Below are 24,970 nucleotides of genomic sequence, written 5' to 3' on the forward strand. Positions count from 1 at the left end.
CAAAGGTATTATTCTAGTACAACATTTGAGAAGTATGCTGTTTCTAAAATATTTTCTTCATGCGAACAAATAAATATCCCGATGTAACATTTAGCAGGCAGTTGCATTTCTATCTCATTGTCGGCTATTTGAGGAGTTAAGCTTGTTCCGATCTTCATACTGAAGAGGTTCCCTTTACGCTCAAATTGTATTTGACTAGGAGCTCTATTGGCTGAAACAAGCTCTTCTGTAACGCCACCTTTAACCATTCGGTATTGCAATGAAGTAAGTCCGTCTCCATGAACAGCAATATCAGCATAGCGAGAATCGGCATCTAACGTCTCACGAACTTGTATCCCAATCTTGCGATGCGTATTTACTCCTTCACTTTCGAACATAATATTTGCCCGTAAAACAAAGTCTCCTTCTTTCTCAAGCCAGGCAAAATGAAAAGCATCTAGTCCGCCCCACATATTCGCTCCTGCTCCCTTTAGTGTATAAATACCTTTCAGAGAATCATAAGACATTGAACCTTTGAGCTTACAATCACCGATATCTGTAGATTGAATAAACAACTGTACTCTTTCGCTATCTTGACTTCCTTTACAGCCTAACAACATTACAGTGTATATCAAAAGAGACATTGAAAGTATAGACAATGTAGATATTTTCATCGTATTATGAATTCGTATTTTAGGTTACAATGGTATATTACAGAATAAATATATTATTCTTTTGTAAACAAGAAGGATTGGTTTTTCTTTATTTTTCTGGTACTGTATACTACTTAATCATAAATATAATACAATCCTCAAATATATCCAAACAAAACCCTTTTATATAATTTTATCTATTTTCAGACAATGCACTTACCCTTTTATCAATCACAGAACTAATTCGTTGTATAACCTCTCGAAAGTGTCATCCAAATCGTCTGAGAATCCCGAACGAGAAGTAGATGTTTGTATAGAAGTGCTACGAACGGCAGTAAGCCAACGATACCGATCCGATATTTCGTAAGATGCAATCTTGCCCCCCACTTTCGTTCCGGAGCATATTTTATCAAATACTTCTAAATTGATATATAATGATTCTAAGTCCAACTCAGACGAAAATAAACACAACTTCTGCTCGTCCAATACATAACGAGCCTTTATATATTTAGCCCTTTTGCAGTACATAATAAGCCCAACATTGATAAACTCTTCGCGTTCTACCCTTGGCACAACACGAATAACAGCATATTCATAGAAGTGTTTCCCTGGCATGTTGTGCTTCTTTTATAAATATTTCTGAATGTGTCAATCTCTCCTTCAGGAAGTTTACATATACCTGACGTATATCCGCCGGAGTTTCACCTTCCTCTCCCCAATGCAACCAATCGTCCGGCAGCAAAGCGACAATCTCTTCTATTTTCTCCGGTACAAGAATCTCTTTAAAGACCTTATCAACCTCCTCCAATTCTGAAGCATAAGGCAACAATACATGATCTTTAACCTGAGTAAATGGGCTTAGCGCATATTTCTCCCAATTTACCCACGAATGGTGAAAATAAAGCGACGCTCCATGATCGATAAGCCATAGCTCTTTATGCCACATCAGCATATTCGTATTTTTGGTTGTGCGGTCTACATTTGTCAATAGGGTATCCATCCATACTATCTGAGAGGCTGTTTTACTATCAATCTGCACTGCTACGGGATCGAAAGTTAACGCCCCTGACAAAAAATGCAGCCCCATATTTAAGCCACGACTAGCTTGCAAGAGGTCTTGTATCTCTTCGTCACCCTCGGTACGACCAAAAGCCTCATCCAGATTGATAAATACTATTTCAGGGACACGAAAGCCTAGCGTTTGAGCAATGAGACTACCGACCAATTCACTAACCAGCATTTTTGTACCATGTCCGGCTCCTCTGAATTTGACAACATATTTGAATCCATCGTCTCCTTCTGCCAATGCAGGCAAGGAACCTCCTTCCCGTAAAGGAGTTATATAGCGTATAACATTTACTGTTCGTAATTCCATTTCCAATAGCGCCCTTTCCTTTTTTATTATTGACTTCGTTCGTGTTGATAAAGATAAAAAATAGTCAGCGATTATGCCCTATTATTGCATATTATTAATGCCTGTAGATCGCTTGTATACTAATAAAAAAAGCCCACAACATCACGTCGTAGGACTTTCTCATGCCTTAACACAAACTTTACAAAACTACATGTTATATAACCATAACTAGTAGAATAAAGTTCAATCTATTTTGTTAATTAACTATATTTCCTTATCTATTTTTAGAACATAAACATTTCAAAAGAAACTGAATTCCGCAACTTCCACAAATACATAAATGATATGAAAACAAGAGTTTACAATATACTTTTTATGTTATAATTTAAATTTTCAGGATTTCAGAAAGTGGTTCATCTTCCGATCAGACATTATAAGGATTGGGTCATGTTTTGCAAATATATAATTGAAATGTTTTCTTCGATAACATACCTAATCTTGATAAAAGCGTGCAGCAGCTCCAGATGGTTTATCTCCAACCGAGGTTTATCCTTCTGATTATATTGTTCTTTGATCTTATAATTTGATGATTGAATATATTGATCGTAGTACTTACATACCATGCTTATATATTTATTATTAAGTTCTCTTTCATAGAGAAGATTATCATTCGACTGATAAACAAAATCTCCAAATAAATTAACAAAGCCTATTAATTGAGTTATTGACTCATCATAGAAATCATTCCCTCGTATATTATTTTCTATTTGTCCTACATTATAAGACTCAGCATATTCGGGCAAGAGATCTCCAAAGCATGCCAACCAATTCATCAAATTGTTTGGTTGTTGAAGTTTATCTACATTTCTCAGAAGAATCTCTTTTATCTTCACTAAATCAGTAACAGCAAAAATACATCCTGATTTATCAAGCATGAAGGAATGACGTCCTTCTACATTTGGATCACTATACCAAACCATATACAATGGAAAAGTATAGTTCTGCGAACAATACTTGATAATCCAAATACTAAATGATGAACAGATATCATCAAATGAATCTATTTTTACTTCACGAATCATCTCAGAGTAGATAATCTAAAATCCTTAGAAAATGTAAAAGCTCCTATCTTAACTGACTCGGCTTTATTATAAATAATTTATAATAAACCCAATCACTTTGATAAACAACAGTTTTTTATAGTATTTTACTTCTTATAATACAAATATAAGAGATCATTTTACCTTTTACAACTTTTTGAGAGAATCCTGGATATAAGAGTATCATTTTTAACGATAATAACCTTCAAAGGCTTAATAGAGAATGACAATAAAAATGCCTAACCATATCTGATATGATTAAACATAATTCTTAAATATAAAAAGGAAAGGACGAAAGTCTTTTTAAAGCATTTTTTACACCAAAGACCTAAAGTCCCTTGTATCGGAAATATTTAATTAGCCCTGAACTAATGATATAAAATCATTAAATTTAAGAACAACATCCGGATATTCTGTATCTTTAATATAGTGCGAAATTTTCACCTCTTTTTTATTGAAATCAAAATCCAAATCCGATAAGTTCAATGTAATCTCGGTATCAGTTTGCCTATCAATATTTTTCACAAGTCTCTCTCTTACTTTTTGCGATTTTGCTATTCCCTCTTTAAATATTAGAAGTGTTTTAGTCATCGTCTATTATTTTTATTTAAAATCTTCCGATGGCAAAAATAATTTTTTTAAATAAAAATAAAAAACATGCTACTAATTAGTTATTAACAATATAACGCTTTTAACCAAATTGAATATTCTCCTATCCTATTTTATTTCGTATTCAAGAATTACATTGTTCTATATACATTACACACAGAATAGGCCTAACTATCAATCATAGCACAATATAGAACGATTAAAAACAAGGATTATTTTTCTCTTTTTTATATCAAATCACTTGATAATATAAAAATAAAAGTTACTTTTGTTTTTAATTACACGAGGTATTGAAGATTAAAACATAAGGGAAACTTTTACATAAATTTATTAAAACTGCATAACTCTTTATTTTCCTACCAAGAAAAGATTTGTTATTCACAGTAAATAAGAAAAACTATAATTCCCTCTTAAAAAAAATATACAATTTTACATCTATAGTATAGATAAAATTGGAATAAGTCAAAAAGCAAAATGTTTTTTGGAGTAGGAATATATACGAAAGTAATTTATGTATATGCAGACGCCTGACATTAACACAGACAATTTATCAAACTGCAGGCGCAGCCTCCTTGATTATTCAAGGAGGCTTATTTAATGCTCATTTCATTTAGTTACTACATCATAGTTGATATATACTTTTTTACTGTAATTTTGTCTTACTAAAAAGTCTTACTAAAATCTACAGGCTATATATTATAAGATGAGAAATATAAAACCTCAAAGTATAGGGATTGTCATATCAACTTACAATAATCCCGAATGGTTAGAAAAAACCTTATGGGGATATACCCTACAGACTCACAATACATTTGAATTAATCCTTGCAGATGATGGCTCGGGTGAAGACACCAAGGAATTAATAGATAAATTCAGGAATAAATATTTCCCGAATATAAAGCACATCTGGCACCCGGATGAAGGTTTCAGAAAGTGCAAAATACTAAACGATGCCATAGTAGCTGCAGAATCAGAATACCTTATATTTACAGACCACGACTGTATCCCTCGGAAGGATTTCATCGAGACTCATTTAAGATATGCCGAAAAAGGATATTTCTTATCGGGCGGATATCCCAAATTACCGATGGAGACCAGCAAAGCTATTACTTATGAAGATATCATCTCCGAAAATGCATTCGACATTAAATGGCTAAGACAACACGGCCTGAAGAGTTCTTTCAAGAATACCAAACTCTTAAAGTCAAAAGTCTTTGCTTCATTTATGAATTTCATCACGCCCGCAAAAGCCTCATGGAATGGCTGCAACTCATCAGGCTGGAAAGAAGACATGCTGGCTATAAATGGATTTAACGAGTCTATGCAATATGGAGGATTAGACAGGGAGTTTGGCGAACGAATGGTTAACATGGGAATACGATCGAAGCAAATCAGATATTCAGCCATTTGCGTACACCTCGATCATTCTCGCCCCTACAAGAACAAGGAACTAATAGAGAGAAATAAAGAAATACGCGGAAACGTAAAAGCTAACAGAATTATAAGAACTCCGAACGGAATAGAAAAGCTTTAATTCTTAGTGCAAAATATAAAGTACATCTTATTTATAGGCAACCACCTGCTTTAGGACATCGGCAATGCTATTATCTGAACCGAAAACAAAAAGATAGCGATAGCTGCCATTGTATTTAGTAGGAGCCTGAGACAAATCCTTATTCAATCCGAAGCGATAAAAATATTCGGCAAACAAGACGTTATCCGAGATTTTAGAAAAGTATAAGTTTGGCGTTTCCTCAACAGAACCAAAGAGCTTTACCAATTCACGAGAGTATTCTTTTGTATATCTATTTATATTATCAATGCTATCAATACGAGTTATGCAGTCAAACGAAGATTCGCCATTCTTCTGAAAATATTTCCAAAAAGGGCTTCTTTCCATAAACATAAGTGTATCTGAAACTATATAGTTACGCTCTGAATTCTTAGAGTCTGATAGCAAATAATCATAAGCAATCTTATATCTTTCGCCATTATCACCTAAAGCATTCTGAGCCATTAAATTTACACTCGAACAAAATATAAATAAAAGTATAGCAAATCTCATTTTTCAACAAAAATCATCACAAATAAAACTCATTAATCGACTGTTTAGATACCAAATAAGCATAAAAAGCATCAAATTAACACATAACACAAAGGCAAATTTATAAAAATTATTTATAAATCCTAGTCATTTCTATTCTACAATTATATTTTCTTTATGCTAACTCCAGCTATCCATCCCACCAATATACTGCAAAACACATTATAACGTACATTATACATCAACTCTATAAAAGATCGCTATTTTCTATAGAGACTAAAACTAGATAATATAAAAAGGTGACAAAAGTAACAGTTGTTATACTATTTTATTCTTGTCACTTTTGTTTACTCTCTATTATAAGATAAATAAAATGATATATTATAAAAGAAGAGCTGCCTTATTCAAGCAGCTCTTCCATATAATTAGAGTTTGGTTAAAAAACCAAATTATTCAGCTAACAAAATATGTAGAATCTGTACAGCCGCTTTGGTTACTGATGTACCGGGACCAAAAATAGCAGCTACACCCGACTTGTACAAGAAGTCATAGTCTTGAGCAGGAATTACACCTCCTGCAATAACGATGATATCTTCTCTACCTAGCTTCTTAAGCTCATCTATTACTTGAGGCACAAGAGTTTTGTGGCCGGCAGCAAGAGACGAAACACCAAGTACATTCACGTCGTTTTCTACAGCCTGACGGGCAGCTTCTTCCGGAGTTTGGAACAATGGTCCCATATCCACGTCGAATCCGCAGTCAGCATAACCTGTAGCTACAACTTTTGCACCACGGTCGTGTCCGTCCTGACCCATCTTGGCAATCATGATACGTGGTTGACGACCTTCTTTCTTTGCAAACTCTTCCACAAGTGCCTTCGCCTCATGGAATGTTGGGTCTTTTTTACTTTCTGATGAATACACGCCTGATATAGTTCTGATTACTGCTTTATAACGTCCAACAACCTCTTCGCAAGCATCGGAGATTTCACCTAAAGTAGCACGCAAGCGCGCAGCTTCAACAGCAAGCTCCAACAGGTTGCCTTTCTTCGTTTTCACACATTCTGTGATAGCAGCTAATGCTTTTTTCACAGCTTCGTTGTCACGTTTAGACTTCAAGTCGTTCAAACGTTCGATCTGTTGACGACGTACTTCGGTATTGTCAACATCAAGAATATCAATAGGATCTTCTTTTTCGAGACGATACTTGTTGATACCTATAATTGCTTGCTGACCAGAGTCAATCCTTGCCTGAGTACGAGCAGCAGCTTCTTCGATACGCATCTTAGGAAGACCTGTTTCGATAGCCTTAGCCATACCACCCAGTTTTTGAACTTCCTGAATCAAATCCCAAGCCTTATGCACAAGTTCGTTGGTTAGTGTTTCCACATAATAAGAACCAGCCCAAGGATCGATCTCTTTACATATTTGAGTTTCTTCCTGGATATATATCTGAGTATTACGTGCAATACGAGCAGAGAAGTCGGTTGGCAATGCGATAGCCTCATCCAATGCATTTGTGTGCAAAGACTGAGTGTGTCCCAAAGCAGAAGCCATAGCTTCGATACAAGTACGTCCGACGTTGTTGAAAGGATCTTGCTCTGTCAACGACCATCCTGATGTCTGAGAGTGAGTACGCAATGCTAGAGACTTCGGATTTTTAGCCCCAAAGCTTTTCACAATCTTAGCCCACAAAAGACGTCCGGCACGCATTTTGGCAATCTCCATAAAGTGATTCATACCAATAGCCCAGAAGAATGACAAACGAGGAGCAAAAGCATCTACGTCGATACCTGCATCGATACCTGCTTTAAGGTATTCCATACCGTCGGCAAGCGTATAAGCTAGCTCGATATCGGCAGTAGCTCCCGCTTCCTGCATGTGATAACCCGAGATAGATATAGAGTTGAACTTAGGCATCTTCTGAGATGTATATTCGAAGATGTCAGCAATAATTTTCATTGAGAATTCCGGTGGATAAATATATGTATTACGCACCATAAATTCTTTAAGAATATCATTTTGTATAGTACCCGCCATTTCTTCCAGCTTAGCACCTTGCTCCAATCCTGCATTGATATAAAATGCAAGAACAGGAAGTACCGCACCGTTCATTGTCATAGATACTGACATCTGATTCAATGGAATACCTTCAAACAAAACTTTCATATCTTCTACCGAGCAAATAGACACCCCGGCTTTACCCACGTCACCTACTACACGAGGATGGTCGGCATCGTATCCACGGTGTGTGGCAAGGTCAAACGCAACAGAAAGTCCTTTTTGACCCGAAGCCAAGTTGCGGCGATAGAATGCATTCGACTCAGCAGCAGTAGAGAACCCGGCGTACTGACGGATTGTCCAAGGACGCATAGCGTACATACCCGAGTATGGTCCACGCAAGAATGGAGGAATACCTGAAGCATAGTTAAGATGCTCCATCCCTTCCAAATCTTCTTTTGTATAAACAGACTTAACCGGAATGAGTTCGGGTGTCATCCAGTCAGCTTCTATACCATTATCAGCAGCCCATTTTGTAGCGTCTGTAGCAACAAAACCCGAACTGTTGATATCAATGTTTTTGAAATTAGGTTTCATATTTATTTTTTATTTGATTATTTACGATATAGGAAATAAAATGAAAACAGCCACATCCCAAATAGCATGGGATATAAGCACTGTCAGCAAGTTTCTGTTTTTCATATATATGAATCCCCAAAAAGCCCCACAGATAAAGGCAGCCATAAAAAGCATAAAATTGAACGCCCATATATGCACAAAGGCATAGATAAGTGTTGTTATAATATATGCTTTCATACTTCCGAGTTTGCTTTCGCTCAATGAACGTTGAACATATCCACGCCAAAAGATTTCTTCGGCAGGACCTATCCAAAACAATAGAGCCAATGCAAGAAACAATTTGCTTTGCCCATCTTTCATGGCATACACATCGCTTACTTGCGGATGAGCAAAATCGAAAAGCATTCCGGAGATTGCATTACCTAAATAGAAAACTCCCCATAATACGATTGCAGAGCCAACACCCAAAGCAACATCTTTTATATTAAAAGAAAACTCGGCTTTCCAGTCTTTTCTAAATAGAAAACTCAAGGCTGTGAGTGTTCCTGCGGCGGCAAGCATTACATACCAAAAATTGATATGCGGGCTTGTCCATTGCGAAAACATCACAAACCAGAAGACTATTGCTACTAGGATTGCACCTGCAAGTTTTTTCATATCAGGATAGCTAAAATTAGGGCTAACGACAATGATGCGCTAAACATCAATTGTAGTTGAGCAGTTCCTTTGTCCAATTCATTAATAGGAGTAACATCATCTTCTGTTATCTGCGACATGGCTTTACAGTTCTTATATGCTACCGGTACTGTTATCAGAGTGATAAGAGCCGTTACCGGCAAAACATTAAGAACCACCATTACTATTATGGACACATAAGCCAATATAGTCAACAGATAATAATGTATCACAGAGGCCTTCATCCCGATCAGCATTGCATATGTTTTGATTTCCGCATAACGGTCGCTTCTGATGTCTCGTGTATTATTTGCATGCAACACGTTGACAGTAATAAACGCCATAGGGAAAGAAACAAAGAGCAACGACCAATCGAAGTGCCCAAGCATTACATATCCTGTACCCAGCATAATAGAGGGTCCATAAACCAGAAAGATAAGAAGATCTCCCAATGCTTTGAACTTGAAACGATAATAAAACACAGCGCCGATAGTACCAAATAAACCAACCCACAACAAGTCTATACCTGCTTGCGAAACCAAAAATAAACCAAGTGTTATCCCCAAAGCAATAAATGCCCATCCGTAAATAAACACCTGTTTAGGAGTAAACAGTTTGCTGGTAAGAATATCTGTTCCTACCTTGCCTTCTCTGTCTACACCATATTTATAGTCGTAATAATCACTGATCAGGTTACCACCTGCCTGAAAAACAACTGCGCCAATGATTGCAATTACACCCAATATCCAGTTAGCAGAGCTTTCGGGGTAAACGTGTATTGTATACATCATTGCAATAAGAGCAGGAAGAGATGATACCGGAAACGACCATGGTCGCGTAGCAATCACCCAGTTTTTTAGTGTTGGTTTTTTTGTTTCCATTTTTATCCGAATTATAAAATATTATTCGATGCCCAGTTTAGCATTGAACATTTTCAGAGTCTCAAGGACGTTGCTCTTCACATTAATGAAGTGTTCTATACCTTGCGCTTTCAAATCTTCCATGCATGCAGGAGCTCCGGCAACAACAAAATGTTCTTTGCCTTCGATCAACTTATGAGCTTCAGGAGCGTATGTTGCGTACTCATCGTCACTAGAACAAAGTACAATAACATCTGCTTTTTTCTCACGAGCAGCTTTGATTCCTGCTTCAACTGTTTCGAAACCTAAATTGTCGATAATCTTGTATCCGGCACAAGCAAAGAAGTTACTTGAGAACTGTGCACGTGCAAGACGCATACCCAGATTACCAATTGTTAGCATAAATACTGTAGGAGCACCATGTTTCTCTGTAGCCAGGCGAAGTGTTTCGAATGCTGTACCTAAGCGGCTGGTAGGTAACGGCATACATTCTCCTTTTTCGGAAGAACATCCGCAATTACAACCTTCTTTAACGATTTTGCTTTCAGCCTTCTCCGTAAAGTTAGGATATTGATTAGTACCCAATAATACTTCCCGGCGAGTAGCCAATGCTTTGAAACGGGTATCAGCTGAAGTCTTAACGGCAGTTTGTACTGTTGCCGCTTTCAATGCTTCATAAAATCCTTTTTCGTCTACTTCAAGGAACAATTTCCAAGCTTGTTCAGCTATAGATTTAGTAAGGTTCTCGATATAATATGAACCCGCTGAAGGGTCAGTTATCTTATCGAAATGACATTCTTCTTTCAACAATAATTGTTGGTTACGTGCGATACGTTCAGAGAAGTCATCCGGAGTTTTATATGTTTCGTCGAAAGGACGTACTGTCAACGAATTAATTCCGGCAATAGTGGCCGACATTGATTCTGTTTGTGTACGAAGCAAGTTCACGTGGGCATCGTAAACAGTCTTGTTGAAAGTAGATGTTTGTGCATGAACATATATTTTTGCAGCACAACGACAGATTCCTTCAGGAGATTTGTTCGGGCATTCGTTAGCACAAATAGGTTTGTAAGCTTCTACTATTTCGGCCCATAACCAGCGTGCAGCACGGAACTTAGCGATCTCCATAAAATAGTTACCGCCAATACCAAAGTTAAATTTGATCTTCTTAGCAACCAATGTCGCGTCTAGTCCTGCTTCAACAAGAGCAGACATCAACTGATTACCATTAGCCAATGCATACCCAAGTTCTTGATAGATGTAAGCACCGCCATCATTCAATGCATAGGCATTAACAGCCAACACTCTGAAACGAGGTAGCGGAGCCGCAGCTTTAACTATCTCTGCTGCTTTATCTACCCATCCGTCTGCATTACGTCCCTTTTTCAAAAGTGGTTTGAAAGGATCGTAGTTTACAGAACCAAAGCACTTCATCACATCTGCACCCGATTCTTTGATGTATTCAACTAAGATCTTAGTTAATTCCAAAGATTTGCGATGACATGTACTAAAGTTAAGCTCTACAGCTTCAGGGTGAATGTCTTTCAACAATGTCTTGATGTTGTCGGCATTTACGTCATCTCCTTCGATATGAAATCCTAGAGATGTGATACCTTTGTAAAGTACGTCAAGAGCTTTTGCGTTTGCTGCCTTGAAATCTCGGACGTCAATATCCTGACGAGTATACCAGTCGTTATCTTTCTTGGTACCACGCACGTAAGGAAATTCACCCGGAAGTGATACAGCCGTGTTAAGGCCTTCAAGGTCCTCACTTCTGTAAAAAGGGTTTACATTGAACCCTTCGTTTGTTTTCCAAACAAGTTTTTTCTCAAAATCAGCCCCTTTCAGGTCTGCTACTATTTTTGCCATCCACTCTTCAGTAGATATCGGCGGAAAATTTGAGAAAAGCTTTTCTTTCTGATTAGCCATGATTAATAAAATTGTTTAATATATAGGTTATATTTTATTGATTCTTAAAAGATTATAAATGGCCTATCTATATTTACATAAATGTTATTTATAGGTGCTTAAATTCAAACAGTTATCCTTATTAAAAATGCACCACAAAAGTAATCCTTTTTGTTTGGTTGGTAAAGTTTTCGAGCCTAAAAAAACTTAGGATTGGCAGTTTATATGTTAATAATGAAAAGGACTTTAGCATTTTCATACCATTTGGTTCTTCCATCGGGCAGCTTGTTTAAGAGAAATTTAAAATACCAAATCCCAATTTTAAGACTTCAAAAAAACATCAGAAGTTTGGCTATTCTATCACCCCCTGAACAGAGTGATATAACAAAGAAGAAGAATAGAACCTGAGTTCTATCCTTCAGCATATTAAGACATAAGAAAGTCTTTACTTTACATCTGCATTCATCAGAATATTGGGCTTAGCCACAAATTCCCTGAAATCATCTGCGGACGAATGTCCTTTGAACGGCGCATAAAAATGTTCCGGCTTATCGCTCTCCCAGGCATTGCGCCAGAATAATACCCATGCTATTTTATATTGGTTTATAACAGGATATATAGCTTGTGTAAAATATATAGAATCCGGTATAGATTCCATTCCCGTTTCCCCGATAGTCGGTATTTTACCCGACTTAGCGGCATAACCGGTTACAATCTTAAGATTGAGATCCATCGCTTCTTTGTATTTTGCTACGGCTTCACTGTCTTTACCCGGCACATAGCAATCATAACCCACTATATCAACATATTCATCACCGGGATAACGCTCAAGATAATCGGCTTCATTTTTTGTTTCTGATGGAGAATAGGCATAAAGAAGATTGTGTACGTTTTTCTTATCACGCAGATACTCTACGGTCATAACCCACAATTGTTTATACTCCTCGGGCGTACACTGTTTACTACCCCACCAAAACCACGCTCCTGTATGTTCATGGTACATACGGAACACAACGGGAATCAGGTTACCTTTATCATCCTTCAGGTCGAGAAAGAAATCTGCAACACGATCGAGCCATGTGAGGTACTTTGCATGATTAGAGCCATTAGGCAGTATCGTTCTTACAACCGAATCCTGCGCACAGTCCCAAGCGGTATTTCCTGTTACGATATTATCTCCATGCCAACTGGCTGTTGTTATACCTCCTCTATCGTAGGTTTCTTTGATATAGTGCTTCATATCCGAAAAGTAGACAGAATCGAGATTAAATTGAGCCCCGATTTCGACATGACCTAACTCCCACCCTACCACTGCAGGATAATCGCCCGTCACATCTTTCACATCCGACCGCCCGGCTTCTTTATACCAGCCATGACCATACGCCAAAGCATCTTGATGACCAACCATTATACCCTTATCTAACGACTTGAATAATCGGTTGTACAGCTCCACAGTTTCTTTTGTGGCATTTTTATCAATAGGCAATTTCATATCTGCTATCGTTTCTTTTTGCTTACATGATACGAGTGCCATAGCTACAGACATTAGTAATACAAATGTTTTCTTCATTATATATTCATTTTTCAGTTTGTTAAAAAGTAACAACCAACGGCCATAGGAGCGAAGTGTATGCAAAAGTAACAGGTTCAAGCTATTTTATTCGTGTCACTTTTTTGTACGATATATAGCATTTCTGGTTCTAATCATTAAATAGATAATTAACTGTCTCAATTATATATATCAGTCACATCATTCTCCATCAATATGGTTTCAGACTGAGTGAACTCCTTAAAATCGTCAGCGGCAGGATGCCCTACAGTTGGTGCATAATAATGATGCTCCATATCACTGGCATTGCGCCATACAAGAACATAGCAAATCTTCACCTGTTGCAGAATAGGCAGTAATGTTGCCGTAAACCAATCCGATTGAGGTATCCCCTCCAATCCTGTCTCGGTGAAGGCTGCCAGTTTACCTTTGCTTTCGGCTATATCTGACACTATTTTAAGCTTTTTTGCAGTAAGCTGAGGATTATTCGCTCCATCGGGACGAAAATCCCAATAGTTGTCCATACCCAGCATATCCACATATTCATCACCCGGATAGTATTCCAAGAATTCCTCTTCTGTAGGAAACCTACAATCGGGCGAAAACGCATATATGAAGTTGTGTACCCCTAAATCATTCCGTAAATAGTCGATCGTAAACCGCCACAAAGCAATGAATTCATCTTTGGTACAATGTCCCTTTCCCCACCAGAACCAATCGCCATCATATTCATGAAACGGACGAAATATAACAGGAATAAGCACTCCCTCTTTATCCTTGAATTCTGAAACTACATCAGCAATAGATTGCAAGTATTTCTTATATTTATCGTGTAATTTTCCTCCGGGAAGAATATCAGGAACAACTTCTATAGGGTCTTTCTCCCAATAAAAACTCCCATCGTTAGCAGGATTACTTGCATGCCAAGCGAAGGTGGAAATACCGCCCCTATTGTAAGTATCAACAACGGAAGTAATCAACTCATACTTAGCTTTCTCAAACTGCTCTGAATCGGAGGTGGTCACATTGGCAAAATCGAGCCCAATAACGGCTGGATGGCTGCCCGTAACATCTTTGACATCACTCCTATTCTTATCTCCAACCCAAGTACGTCCGTAGCTGGTAGCTTCCTGATGCCCGAAAAGAACTTTACCGCTCTTCTGTATATCTTTCAAGTTCTGATATAGGATTTTTGTTCGCTCTGTAGCTTGCCTGTCAACCAATATATCAGAAGCTTTGACAGGAACAATAATAGATACGAATAGAAAAAAGAGGATATGCCTCATCATCACGGTAAAGGTTAATAATCAACAGTCTCCCGGACTGGCCGGAAAACTGTTGAAATAATAATACTTAATTTAATTCCATACTCTATACTCTGGGTAAGTATGGAGTCTCTCACCTAAAAAAACCAACCTATATTGAAAAACAATTATTTTACAGTAAACAACACCTTGCCTTTTATATCATTAGAGGAAGAACCCACCTGAAATTCAAAATCTCCGGGCTCTACCACTCGTTTATTTTCGAGATTGATAAAAGAAAGATCGTTTAGCTTCAACTTAAATGTTACAGTCTTTGTTTCACCTGCTTTTAATGCTACCTTCTCAAAACGGCGTAATCTTTTCACATCCGGAACCAGTGATGCAACCAAGTCGCTTGTATAAAGTTGCACAACCTCTTTTCCATCACGGCTACCTGTATTTTTTATATCTACAGATATAGTTACTTCTTCGTTCGAATGAAGAGGCAACTGAGACTTATCTAGTTTGATATTTGAATATGCGAAAGTTGTGTAACTCAAGCCATACCCGAACGGATATTCAAAGTTATAGTCTCCTTCGTAATTGTATGCTGCATCGGTATTTACCTGCTCATCAGAATATTTATGGAAATACGGCACTAATGAATTCGGATATGCCGGATATGTATAAGGCAATTTACCTGAAGGGTTTACATCTCCCGCCAAAATATCTGCCAATGCATCGGCTCCGTAAATTCCCGGTAGATATGTCTGTACTATACCATCTACTTTGGATGAGAACTTAGAGATCAGACGAGGACGACCTTCGCTCAATACCAAAATCACTTTCTTCCCCAGCTTGAGCATTTCCTGAGCCAGCTCTGTTTGTAAGTCATTCAGATATAAATCGTTCAAATCACCCGGTTTCTCGCAATATGAATTTTCGCCCAAACACAATATTATATAGTCTACATTCTTAGCGGCAGCAATAGCCTCATCGAAACGATCTTTATGCTCTGTATCCCATTTTGTTTCTTTTGTGTAGCTCACACCCGGAACATAAGAAACATTTGCTTTGCCGAATTTTTGTTGTACCGCATCAAGAATGTTATGATACAAGTCTCCAAACTCGTCTATTTTTTCACCTTGCCAAGAGAATGTCCATCCTCCGTTCAATGCACGTCTACTAACAGCATTAGGGCCTGTCACCAGAATTTTTGCACTTTTAGTCAACGGCAATACATTGTTGTTGTTTTTGAGCAATGTGATACCGTCAGCTGCTGCATTGTAAGAAGCTTGTTGGAATGCCTTAGAATTAAACTCCGGATAATCTTTTGCATACGTATTCGGCGTTTCAAACAATCCAAGCTTTATTTTCACAGTCAATACCCTTGTTGCAGCGTCATCGATGCGTGACATCGGCACTTGACCTTCATTGACAAGCTCTGTCAACAAATCGCAGAATTCTTTATAGTTATAAGGGATCATCGACATGTCGATTCCTGCGTTAATACCGGCTTTGATCGCTTCTTTGATAGAAGGAACCATTTTGTCACGGTTATACAACTTGTTTATATCTTCCCAGTCTGTAACAATCATACCCTGAAAGCCTAAATCTTCACGTAGCAATTTAGTCATCAGCTCATAGCTGGCATGTACAGGTACATTGTTTATAATACCCGAGTTGATCATTATAGTATGTGCACCGGCATCGATAGCCGCCTTAAAAGCAGGAACATGATATTCGAGTAATACATTCTCGGGAATATAAGCAGGGGTGCGGTCTTTTCCACTGATTGGTGCCGAATAGCCTATAAAGTGCTTGATACATGAAGCCACCTTTGTTGGGTTTGCAATGTTATTATCATCGCCTTCATATCCTTTCACCAATTCGTATCCGAAAACCGAACCGATATAAGGGTCTTCTCCAAATCCTTCGTACTGACGAGGGAAACGTGGATCTAGCCCTAGGTCCAGTACAGGAGAGAAGTTCCAAGGTACATTACTTGCACGTGTTTCGTAAGCCGTGATTTCTCCCATCTTGCGGGCATGTGCCGGATTCCATGTAGCGGCAATACCTATTTCCTGAGGGAACATAGTAGAACCTGCCGTATAAGTAGCTCCATGTATCTGGTCGAGACCATAGATAACAGGAATTTTCATACGGGTTTCCTTCGTTGCTACTTCCTGAATCTGCTCTACAGCTTTAGTCCACCACTGAGGCGTACGCGCACGTGTACCGGGAGCGTTAAGAATAGATCCTACATGGTATTTAACAACAGCTTCGCGCACTTTGTCTGCATCTATCTCCAATGTGCTGGTAGGAGGAGTGTCCTGACCTTTACAAACCAGATCAACCGTTATCTGAGACATCTGCCCTATTTTCTCTGCCAATGTCATTTTCGACACCATCTCGGCTGCTCTTTTCTCAGCATCACCCTTTTGTGCATACATGCCGCAGGCAATGCCCAATACAACTACTAATACTGCTAATTTTCTCATATAAAATATTTAAGTTCTACAAATAAACTATTCGTATACATTGTCATCCTGAATTTCACAGTAAACAATTTCTACTCTAGCGGTAAGGTGTTTTCTGTTCTCAATAAGACAATATATGTCAAATATACCTCAAAAAACACGATCTCCGAAACAAAGAGTTTATAATTCAAACTAAAAATTAACCTAATACTACCTCTATTTTATTCACCGAACCGGCAGGCTGTAGCGGAATAATGTTTCCAGACAAAGCCTTTCCGTTAACTGTTATACTTTTTACTCCTCGATTCACTCCTGTATTTTTAATATAGATGAGATAAGTTGCATCTCTAAATTTGCGTGTTACCTCAAAGCCTTTCCAATCGGAAGGGATACAAGGATTTACTTCCAATCCATTATAATCCGGTTTGATACCCAGAATAAATTGGGTGATCGCATAATAATTCCATGCTGCCGTACCGGTTAACCAAGAGTTCTTAGCTTCACCCGGTTTGAAGGCATCTTTCCCGGCAATCATCTGAGAATATACATAAGGCTCTACTTTATGCAATTCTGATATTTCTTCGGTATAAGAAGGGCATATCTTACGGTAATATTCCCATGCATAGTCGCCTCGTCCCAAGATGGTTTCGGCAATCATGATCCAGGGATTATTGTGGCAGAAAATACCTGCATTTTCTTTATAGCCGGCAGGATAAGAAGAAATCTCTCCGTATTCGACTACATATTCTGTAAACGCCGGATTATTCAAGACAATACCATTGGGTGTATCCAGATATTTTTTGACAGAATCCAGCGATTTCTCTACCATACCTTCTTCTAGTCCAACCTTTGCCATCGCACACCAACCTTGCGACTCGATAAATATCTTTCCTTCCTTATTTTCATTACTACCGATTTTCTTTCCGTAATAATCATAGGCACGAAGATACCAATCGCCATCCCATCCATGTTTCTTAACGGCTTCGATCATAGAGTCGATATAACCCTGTGCACGGTCAGCTTCCTGATTATTTCCTATCTGGCGGCAAAGCGTTACATAGTCCTGACCACAAACAATAAACAGTCCGGCGATCATCAAAGATTCGGCTTTAGATCCTTCCGTTTTGTTTTCAGTCGTCTGGAATGACTCATTCGGATCCCACGAAAAACAATTTAGATTCAAACAATCGTTCCAGTCGGCACGCCCGATAAGAGGCAGTAAGTGAGGTCCCAAGTTTTCGATCACGTGATTGAATGAAACAGTCAAGTGGTGAAACAGAGATTTCTCTGTTCCCGCCTGATTGTCGAAAGGAACAGCCTCGTCTAATATAGAGAAGTCTCCCGTCTCTTTCAGATAGGCGATTGTTCCGAAAATGAGCCACATCGGATCGTCGTTAAAACCACCGCCGATATCATTGTTCCCTCGCTTGGTGAGTGGCTGATACTGGTGATAACAACCGCCATCACTAAACTGTGTAGACGCAATATCGATGATACGCTGACGGGCACGTGCGGGAATTTGGTGAACGAAACCAACCAAGTCCTGATTGGAATCGCGAAACCCCATGCCTCGCCCGATTCCCGATTCGAAAAAAGATGCGGAGCGAGAAAAATTAAACGTAACCATACATTGGTATTGGTTCCAAATATTGACCATGCGGTCTAATTTTTCTTCGTTGCTCTTTAGCACATAGCTGCTTAACAAATTATCCCAATAGGTTTTTAATTCATCAAATGCAGCCTGTACTTTTGCAACCGTATCGAACTTAGCAATAGTCTCCTTTGCTTTGCTCTTATTGATAACACCTTTCGATTCCCATTTATCCTCGCGGTTTTCGTATTCTACATAACCCAATACGAATATCAGTTCTTTCGTTTCGCCCGGTTGTAATTCTATTTCGAGGTAATGCGATGCTATAGGCGACCAACCGTGAGCCACAGAGTTGGAAGGCTTTCCCGCCATCACCGCTTGCGGATCACGAAACTCATTATACAAACCTATAAATGATTCCCTGTCGGTATCAAACCCTTGTATCGGAGCATTTACGCTATAGTAAGCATAATGGTTTCTACGCTCTTTGTATTCTGTTTTATGATAAATGACAGAGTCTTCTATTTCTACTTCTCCTGTAGAGAAATTACGCTGAAAGTTTTCCATGTCGGTAGCAGCATTCCACAAGCACCACTCGGCAAAAGAAAATAGTTTGAATCTTTTGGTCTCCGTCGACTTGTTTGTCAACTTCACCTTCTGAACTTCCGCCCATGTCTTCAGCGGTACAAAGAAAAGTACCTCTGCTTCTATTCCGTTTTTCTCCCCGGTAATGGTCGTATAACTCATTCCGTGGCGGCATTCATATTTATCGAGTTCGGTCTTGCAAGGCTTCCACCCCGGCGACCAAACAGTTCCGCCATCGTTGATATAAAAATAGCGTCCGCCATTATCCATAGGGACATTATTGTAGCGATAACGAGTAATACGGCGAAACTTAGCATCTTTATAAAAAGAGTAACCTCCGGCAGTATTTGATATCAAAGAGAAGAAATCTTCATTACCCAGATAGTTGATCCATGGCCATGGCGTCTGAGGATTTGTAATCACATATTCCCGACGCTGATCGTCAAAATATCCAAACTTCATATTTTAATTTTAAGCATTATTTTAAATCGAAATGTTCTATCATCTCCATACACATACGTCCATTATGATACGGGCATTTCCAGAACCCTGCCTTATCATCTTTTTGATTGATTGTTCCGTCTTCTTTTCGGCTCCAATACCATTCGCCATTCTCTTGGTCGACGATCTGATTGCGGATATAATTCCATATCCGTGCAGCTTTTTCTTTATATGCTATGTCTTTAGAGTTTTTGTACGCATACATATATCCTACTACAGATTCTGCCTGTACCCACCAATGACGATCGCCATCTATGTGATTCCCATCCTTTTCGTATATCATACTGCCTTCGGCCTGCAAACCTTCGGATGCAGCATCTGCTATATCCAATGATATATTTTTTATTTCGGCAAGTAAGTCTCTATCGCCCAATACATCAGCAGCTTCGAACAACAACCATGAAGCTTCGATATCGTGTCCGTAGGATATGGCTGTAGACTTCACATTCCACTCTTCGTCGAAAAAGAGATTCAGATGGTTTGTTTTCTTATCCAATATACGCTCGGTGAAAATACCAATCAATCTTTTCTGAGCTGCTTTAAGCTGCTCATTGTCCCACACCCGCCACAGATTGGTATATGGTTCCAAAACGTGCAAATGTGTATTCATTGTTTTCTTTTCATTGGCATCCTTATCACTCAGGCGCATATCTTCGATAGGCTTCCAATCCTGAGTATAGGCTTCGAGATAGCCGCCCAATTTATCATCATGACATTTCTCTATCAGATAGAAGAATTCTTTTGCCAATTCAAGAGCCTGCTTGTTTCCTGTTGCGCGATAAAACTCCGAGAAACCGTATAGCATAAACCCTTGCACATAGGTTTGTTTTTTTGTACTTACAGGATTTCCTTTATAATCGAGCTCCCAATATACTCCGCCGTATTCCCTATCAAGAAAATATGCAGTAATATAATCGAAAGCCCGTTGAGCCATATCGAGGTATTCCTTCTTCTTCAATATGCGGTATGCAGAAGAGAAAGTCCATAGGATACGGGCATTTAGTATAGCACCCTTATTTGCTTCGGAGTGCAGTGCATTGTTTCCGTCTATCTGGCCGTAAAATCCTCCATGCTCTGTATCCTGCATCTTATCGATCCAGAAAGCCAATATATTATTCTCCAGTTCGTTTTTGAAACCGTTCATAGATCAATCTTTTTGGGCACGTTTAGCATCCAGTTCGGCAGTTATTTCTTTTACTTTCTTTTCAGAAAGGGGATAAGCCATCATTCCAAGGAAAGCAATAATACAACAAATAGCAGGAAGGATACTTATCATAAGTCGCTCTCCAAAGATCGTTTCCATACTTTGCTGAGCAATATGCGGATTGTATTTGAATATGGATAAAATCCATCCGGTAAGAGCTGCACCTAATGCCCAGCCTAATTTTTGGGACATAGAAGACGATGAGAAAATCAGCCCTGAAGCACGACGGTTCGTTTTCAGTTCCTGATAATCTACAATATCAGCAAACATGCTCCAAAGAAGAGGTAGAACATAACCTGCACAAAGAGAGATTAATGTTTGTAACAATAATATCCAGCCTAACTCATTAGGTATAAAATAGAACACTACACTTAACACTGCGGCTCCCGCCATCGCTAACATATATGTTCTTTTCTTTCCGTATTTAGAAGATAAGACAGGAGCTAGAATAACACCTACAAGATTGGCCGCCTGACCAACAAGGAAGTAAATAGTAGTCATGTCCCAACCTGTAACCGGCATTCTGTATGCAAACTGTACGTAGTCTCTGAAATAGTAGATAGCGACCCCATCACGAACTGCATTAAACAACAAAGCAGCAAGCCCTGTACCTACCAATATCCACCAAGGCGCATTATGAAACAGATTTTTTAAATCCTGCTTTACAGAAGTATTTTCATCTTCATTAACAGGTTCTACACGTTCGCGCGTCCATCTGAAACAAAAGATGAACAGAATAGTACATAACACCCCTATAGAAGCTACAGCTAACGTCCAACCAATAGGAGATGTACTTACAGATGTTTCAGTTACCGCTTTTGTAACATCCACAGCCGCTTCACCCTCCAGACTAGCAAACATATCAACCAACGGCTGCAACAACATAAAGGTTATAAAGCTACCAATGAAAGCAAAAGACATACGGTACGAAGAAAGGATATTCCGTTCTTGCGGATTGGATGACATCACACCTAATAATGAAGCATAAGGCACATTTATCAGTGAGTATACAATCATCATCAGGGAATAAGTGATATAAGCATAAACGAGTTTCCCTGTTGATCCGAAATCGGGAACAAAGAATGTTATAACTCCCATTACGGAGAATGGCACAGCAAACCAAAGTAAATATGGGCGATATCTTCCCCAACGGGTCTTAGTACGGTCGGCTGCTATACCAACGAATAAGTCAAATACCGAATCCCACAGGCGGGCAACCAGAAACATAGTTCCTGCCGCTGCTGCTGTTATACCAAAAACATCTGTGTAAAAGAACAAGGAGTACATGCCGAATATCTTCCAAAACATGGAAGAAGCCATATCTCCAAATCCGTAGCCGATTTTCTCTTTTAAAGTAACTGTTGTTGTTTTCATGGTGGATAATAGGTTGTCTCAAAAGTAAAAACACTATATCAGAGTGTTATCCTCTTTGTCACGCCGGACAAGTCGGAAGTCCTCCATTACATCCGGCATGACAAAGAGATAGTGAAAAATACCCTCAAAACATTTAGTATTATTATTTTAATTCTAGATTTTTCTTAATCAAGGCCGACAATGTCTGCACCGATGTAGCCGAACGATAACCGTCAGGCGCTGTATTGAAACAATAATCAACCAAGCGATCTACAGAAGATACAGCCACATGCATACGTGTGTCGCATGAAGCATAATACAGATATACCGTACCATCGTCATCAGCTATCCAGCCATTCGTAAACAATACATTAGACACGTCTCCTACCCTTTCTTCATCCATCGGAGCCATTAAGTGTCCTGCAGGTTCTGCTATCAACTTATCGGGTTGCTCCAAGTCTGTCATGTAAAGATACAATACATATCTTAATCCCGCAGCACAGGCACGCACTCCATGTGCAAGGTGAAGCCAGCCTTTTGATGTTTTTATAGGATGTGGCCCTTCTCCATTTTTGAGTTCCTTGATGGTATGATAGTAACGAAAATTGATTATCTTTTCTTCTTTTACCTCTGCATTGGTAATATCATCTATCAGTGCCCAACCAATTCCACCACCACTACCGGCATCAATAAATCCGTCTTGAGGGCGTGTATAAAGTGCATATTTTCCGTTTACAAATTCGGGATGTAAAACAACATTACGCTGTTGACTCTTTGTTTTCAGATCAGGCAAACGCTCCCAATTGATCAGATCTTTTGTACGCGCAATACCTGCTGCAGCTACAGCTGAAGACAAATCTCCGGCTGGCACTTTCGGGTCTTTCCTTTCGGAACAGAACACACCATAGACCCAACCATCTTGGTGAGCAGTAAGGCGCATGTCGTAAACGTTTGTGTCGGGGTTGTCAGTCTCGGGCATTACAATAGGATAATCCCAAAAACGGAAATTATCTATGCCATTGGGACTTTCGGCTATTGCAAAGAACGATTTACGATCATTACCTTCTACACGTACAGCCATTATATATTTTCCATTCCACTTGATTGCTCCTGCATTGAATGTTCCGTTTATCCCGAAACGTTCCATAAAATAAGGATTGGTTTGGGGATTGAGATCATAACGCCAAAAGACAGGTGCATGACCGGCTGTTAATACAGGATTCTTATATCGTTCGAAAATACCATTTCCCGGTAATATTGGTTCATTTTTTAATGTAACTAAATTCTCATATTCAGCTGTAACAGCGTTAAGACGGGTATTGAAAATATTGCTCATCACTTGATTTTTAAGGGGTTCAACCTGATTAAGTTTATTAGAATTACTTTATAATTTGTGTTTTAGCTTCTATTTAGTATTTAACTTATCTGCATATTCTTTTATTAATTTGATTGTTGAATCTGTATCAAACACAGAGTTCAAACCTTGCTCTTCTTGCGCCGGATCTCCTACATAGTCGTCCCACGGTTTCCAGAATTCATGAGTCGGACGTCCCAGTCCACCCCATGCCCAGAAATTACACCCTGCAATATTCCCTTTTTCCTTAGAAGCTGTTACTACGTGTTTAAAGATATTGGCATAGTATTTATCACGGGCTGTAACAGGGTCATCCAGAGTATATTTATGATTATCGCGAGGAAAGCCAAATTCTTCGATTGTCATCGGCTTATTCAGTTTTTTTGCCACAGCCAGATGCTCAGAGATATATTTATCTGTTCTCACGATTGCCGTATCTACCGATTCTTTAATCTTGGTTATATCAATCCAACTCCAGTTTTTAGGCCAGATATGTATTGTCAGATAATCAACATTCGGATCTGCATGTATCTCTTCATAAAGAGTCATATCTCCTTCCGAACCCATAAGGCCTTCGTTTCCTATAGAAATCAGATGATTAGAGTCTAGGGAACGTATCAATGCTGTTGTTTCTTTGAGCCATTTCTTAAAAGCAGGCTTACCTTCGTCACTAAACACACGCGGCTCGTTTCCCACCTGCCACGACATAAGGGCTGTATCTTCTGCATATTTTTTCCCTGTATATTTATTTGTACGAGAAACAACATGCTTTACATGATTGAGAAACATTGTATGGCAACTGTCGCAATCGGCATATTGTGCCACATGCTTAACAAATACAGGCCAGTCATAAACTCCTTTTTCGGGAACATTTCCTTTTCCTGACCATTCGAGATACTGACCATAACCGCCACTCCATTCCCAGCTATTATTGAGATAGAGAACAGCATGCATATTGCGTTTGCCCAGCTCTGCCATGAAGAAGTCTAGTCCATCGAAGATAGTATCGTTGTATACCCCGGGTGCTGTTTGCAACGTTGGCCTCACTTTTACTGCTTGTCCGGCAACACCATCTGCCCCCACCAGTACACGTAAGTTATTGATGCCATTTTCTTTCATGAAGTCGAGTTCTTTCAACAAGCGTTCACGATTCCCGCCTTCTCCTGTAGAGCCTAATATTGCGCCATACCAGTAGTTTGTACCAATAAAATAATACGGATTGTCGCCTATTACAAAGTGACCATCTTTTTGTTTTACAAAAGCAGATTCCGACATGGTTGTACTTTTCTTACTGTTACAAGAAAAAAGACTTAGAACTGTGATCGTAAAAAGAATTAGTTTCTTCATT

The 24,970-nt window shown here is 38.9% G+C and carries 19 protein-coding genes; 1 reads left to right on the forward strand and 18 read right to left on the reverse strand.

The window, feature by feature from the left end:
- Nucleotides 1–8: 8 nt before the first annotated feature.
- The 5 genes from HMPREF9456_RS08665 to HMPREF9456_RS08685 all read right to left on the reverse strand — a co-directional run bounded on the left by HMPREF9456_RS08665 (nt 9) and on the right by HMPREF9456_RS08685 (nt 3,677).
- On the reverse strand, nt 9–653 hold the full coding sequence (locus HMPREF9456_RS08665; protein ID WP_006843125.1) for a hypothetical protein: 645 nt from the start codon (nt 651–653) through the stop codon (nt 9–11).
- Between the two features lie 210 nt (nt 654–863).
- Entirely contained in the window at nt 864–1,247 is a 384-nt protein-coding gene (locus tag HMPREF9456_RS08670) for a DUF3037 domain-containing protein (protein WP_006843126.1), read from the reverse strand.
- The gene (locus HMPREF9456_RS08675; protein WP_006843127.1) at nt 1,225–2,007 is read right to left on the reverse strand and encodes a HipA family kinase; all 783 of its coding nucleotides are present in this window, start codon (nt 2,005–2,007) and stop codon (nt 1,225–1,227) included. Before HMPREF9456_RS08675 ends, HMPREF9456_RS08670 begins: the two co-directional genes overlap by 23 nt.
- A 410-nt stretch (nt 2,008–2,417) precedes the next feature.
- Nucleotides 2,418–3,068 carry a hypothetical protein gene (locus HMPREF9456_RS08680; RefSeq protein WP_006843128.1) on the reverse strand — a complete coding sequence of 217 codons (651 nt, stop codon included), beginning with the start codon at nt 3,066–3,068 and terminating at the stop codon, nt 2,418–2,420.
- Between the two features lie 375 nt (nt 3,069–3,443).
- Complete coding sequence (locus HMPREF9456_RS08685) at nt 3,444–3,677, reverse strand: hypothetical protein (protein WP_006843129.1); 234 nt, start codon at nt 3,675–3,677, stop codon at nt 3,444–3,446.
- A 721-nt stretch (nt 3,678–4,398) separates the two neighbouring features.
- On the opposite strand from HMPREF9456_RS08685, the gene HMPREF9456_RS08690 reads away from it, so the two are divergent.
- Nucleotides 4,399–5,229 (forward strand): glycosyltransferase family 2 protein, encoded by an 831-nt coding sequence (locus tag HMPREF9456_RS08690; RefSeq protein ID WP_006843130.1) that lies wholly within the window; start codon nt 4,399–4,401, stop codon nt 5,227–5,229.
- A 27-nt stretch (nt 5,230–5,256) separates the two neighbouring features.
- Here HMPREF9456_RS08690 and HMPREF9456_RS08695 read toward each other — a convergent pair whose 3' ends face one another.
- From HMPREF9456_RS08695 to HMPREF9456_RS08755, 13 genes are all read right to left on the reverse strand, one after another.
- A complete protein-coding gene (locus HMPREF9456_RS08695; protein ID WP_006843131.1) occupies nt 5,257–5,712 on the reverse strand; it encodes a hypothetical protein in 456 nt (151 codons plus the stop codon).
- Between the two features lie 476 nt (nt 5,713–6,188).
- Entirely contained in the window at nt 6,189–8,336 is a 2,148-nt protein-coding gene (scpA, locus tag HMPREF9456_RS08700; RefSeq protein ID WP_006843132.1) for a methylmalonyl-CoA mutase, read from the reverse strand.
- A gap of 21 nt (nt 8,337–8,357) precedes the next feature.
- Nucleotides 8,358–8,975 (reverse strand): CPBP family intramembrane glutamic endopeptidase, encoded by a 618-nt coding sequence (locus HMPREF9456_RS08705; RefSeq protein ID WP_006843133.1) that lies wholly within the window; start codon nt 8,973–8,975, stop codon nt 8,358–8,360.
- Entirely contained in the window at nt 8,972–9,874 is a 903-nt protein-coding gene (locus HMPREF9456_RS08710; protein ID WP_006843134.1) for a prenyltransferase, read from the reverse strand. The genes HMPREF9456_RS08705 and HMPREF9456_RS08710 overlap by 4 nt, the downstream gene beginning before the upstream one ends.
- Nucleotides 9,875–9,895: 21 nt before the next feature.
- Nucleotides 9,896–11,782: a methylmalonyl-CoA mutase small subunit gene (mutA, locus tag HMPREF9456_RS08715; protein WP_006843135.1), complete on the reverse strand. Its 1,887-nt coding sequence runs from the start codon at nt 11,780–11,782 to the stop codon at nt 9,896–9,898.
- Between the two features lie 424 nt (nt 11,783–12,206).
- A complete protein-coding gene (locus HMPREF9456_RS08720; protein WP_006843136.1) occupies nt 12,207–13,331 on the reverse strand; it encodes a glycoside hydrolase family 26 protein in 1,125 nt (374 codons plus the stop codon).
- A gap of 158 nt (nt 13,332–13,489) precedes the next feature.
- Complete coding sequence (locus HMPREF9456_RS08725) at nt 13,490–14,599, reverse strand: glycoside hydrolase family 26 protein (protein ID WP_006843137.1); 1,110 nt, start codon at nt 14,597–14,599, stop codon at nt 13,490–13,492.
- A 143-nt stretch (nt 14,600–14,742) separates the two neighbouring features.
- Entirely contained in the window at nt 14,743–17,055 is a 2,313-nt protein-coding gene (locus HMPREF9456_RS08730) for a glycoside hydrolase family 3 N-terminal domain-containing protein (protein ID WP_006843138.1), read from the reverse strand.
- A gap of 178 nt (nt 17,056–17,233) precedes the next feature.
- Nucleotides 17,234–19,672, reverse strand: coding sequence for a glycoside hydrolase family 94 protein (locus tag HMPREF9456_RS08735; protein ID WP_006843139.1), 2,439 nt, complete (start codon nt 19,670–19,672; stop codon nt 17,234–17,236).
- Between the two features lie 16 nt (nt 19,673–19,688).
- Nucleotides 19,689–20,855, reverse strand: coding sequence for an AGE family epimerase/isomerase (locus HMPREF9456_RS08740; protein ID WP_006843140.1), 1,167 nt, complete (start codon nt 20,853–20,855; stop codon nt 19,689–19,691).
- A gap of 3 nt (nt 20,856–20,858) precedes the next feature.
- Nucleotides 20,859–22,289, reverse strand: coding sequence for an MFS transporter (locus tag HMPREF9456_RS08745; protein ID WP_006843141.1), 1,431 nt, complete (start codon nt 22,287–22,289; stop codon nt 20,859–20,861).
- Nucleotides 22,290–22,431: 142 nt separating this feature from the next.
- Entirely contained in the window at nt 22,432–23,604 is a 1,173-nt protein-coding gene (locus tag HMPREF9456_RS08750; RefSeq protein WP_006843142.1) for a glycoside hydrolase family 130 protein, read from the reverse strand.
- A gap of 69 nt (nt 23,605–23,673) precedes the next feature.
- The gene (locus HMPREF9456_RS08755) at nt 23,674–24,969 is read right to left on the reverse strand and encodes a glycoside hydrolase 5 family protein (RefSeq protein WP_006843143.1); all 1,296 of its coding nucleotides are present in this window, start codon (nt 24,967–24,969) and stop codon (nt 23,674–23,676) included.
- Nucleotide 24,970: the final 1 nt, after the last annotated feature.

The sequence above is a fragment of the Dysgonomonas mossii DSM 22836 genome, from assembly GCF_000213575.1.
Taxonomy (GTDB): Bacteria; Bacteroidota; Bacteroidia; order Bacteroidales; family Dysgonomonadaceae; genus Dysgonomonas; species Dysgonomonas mossii.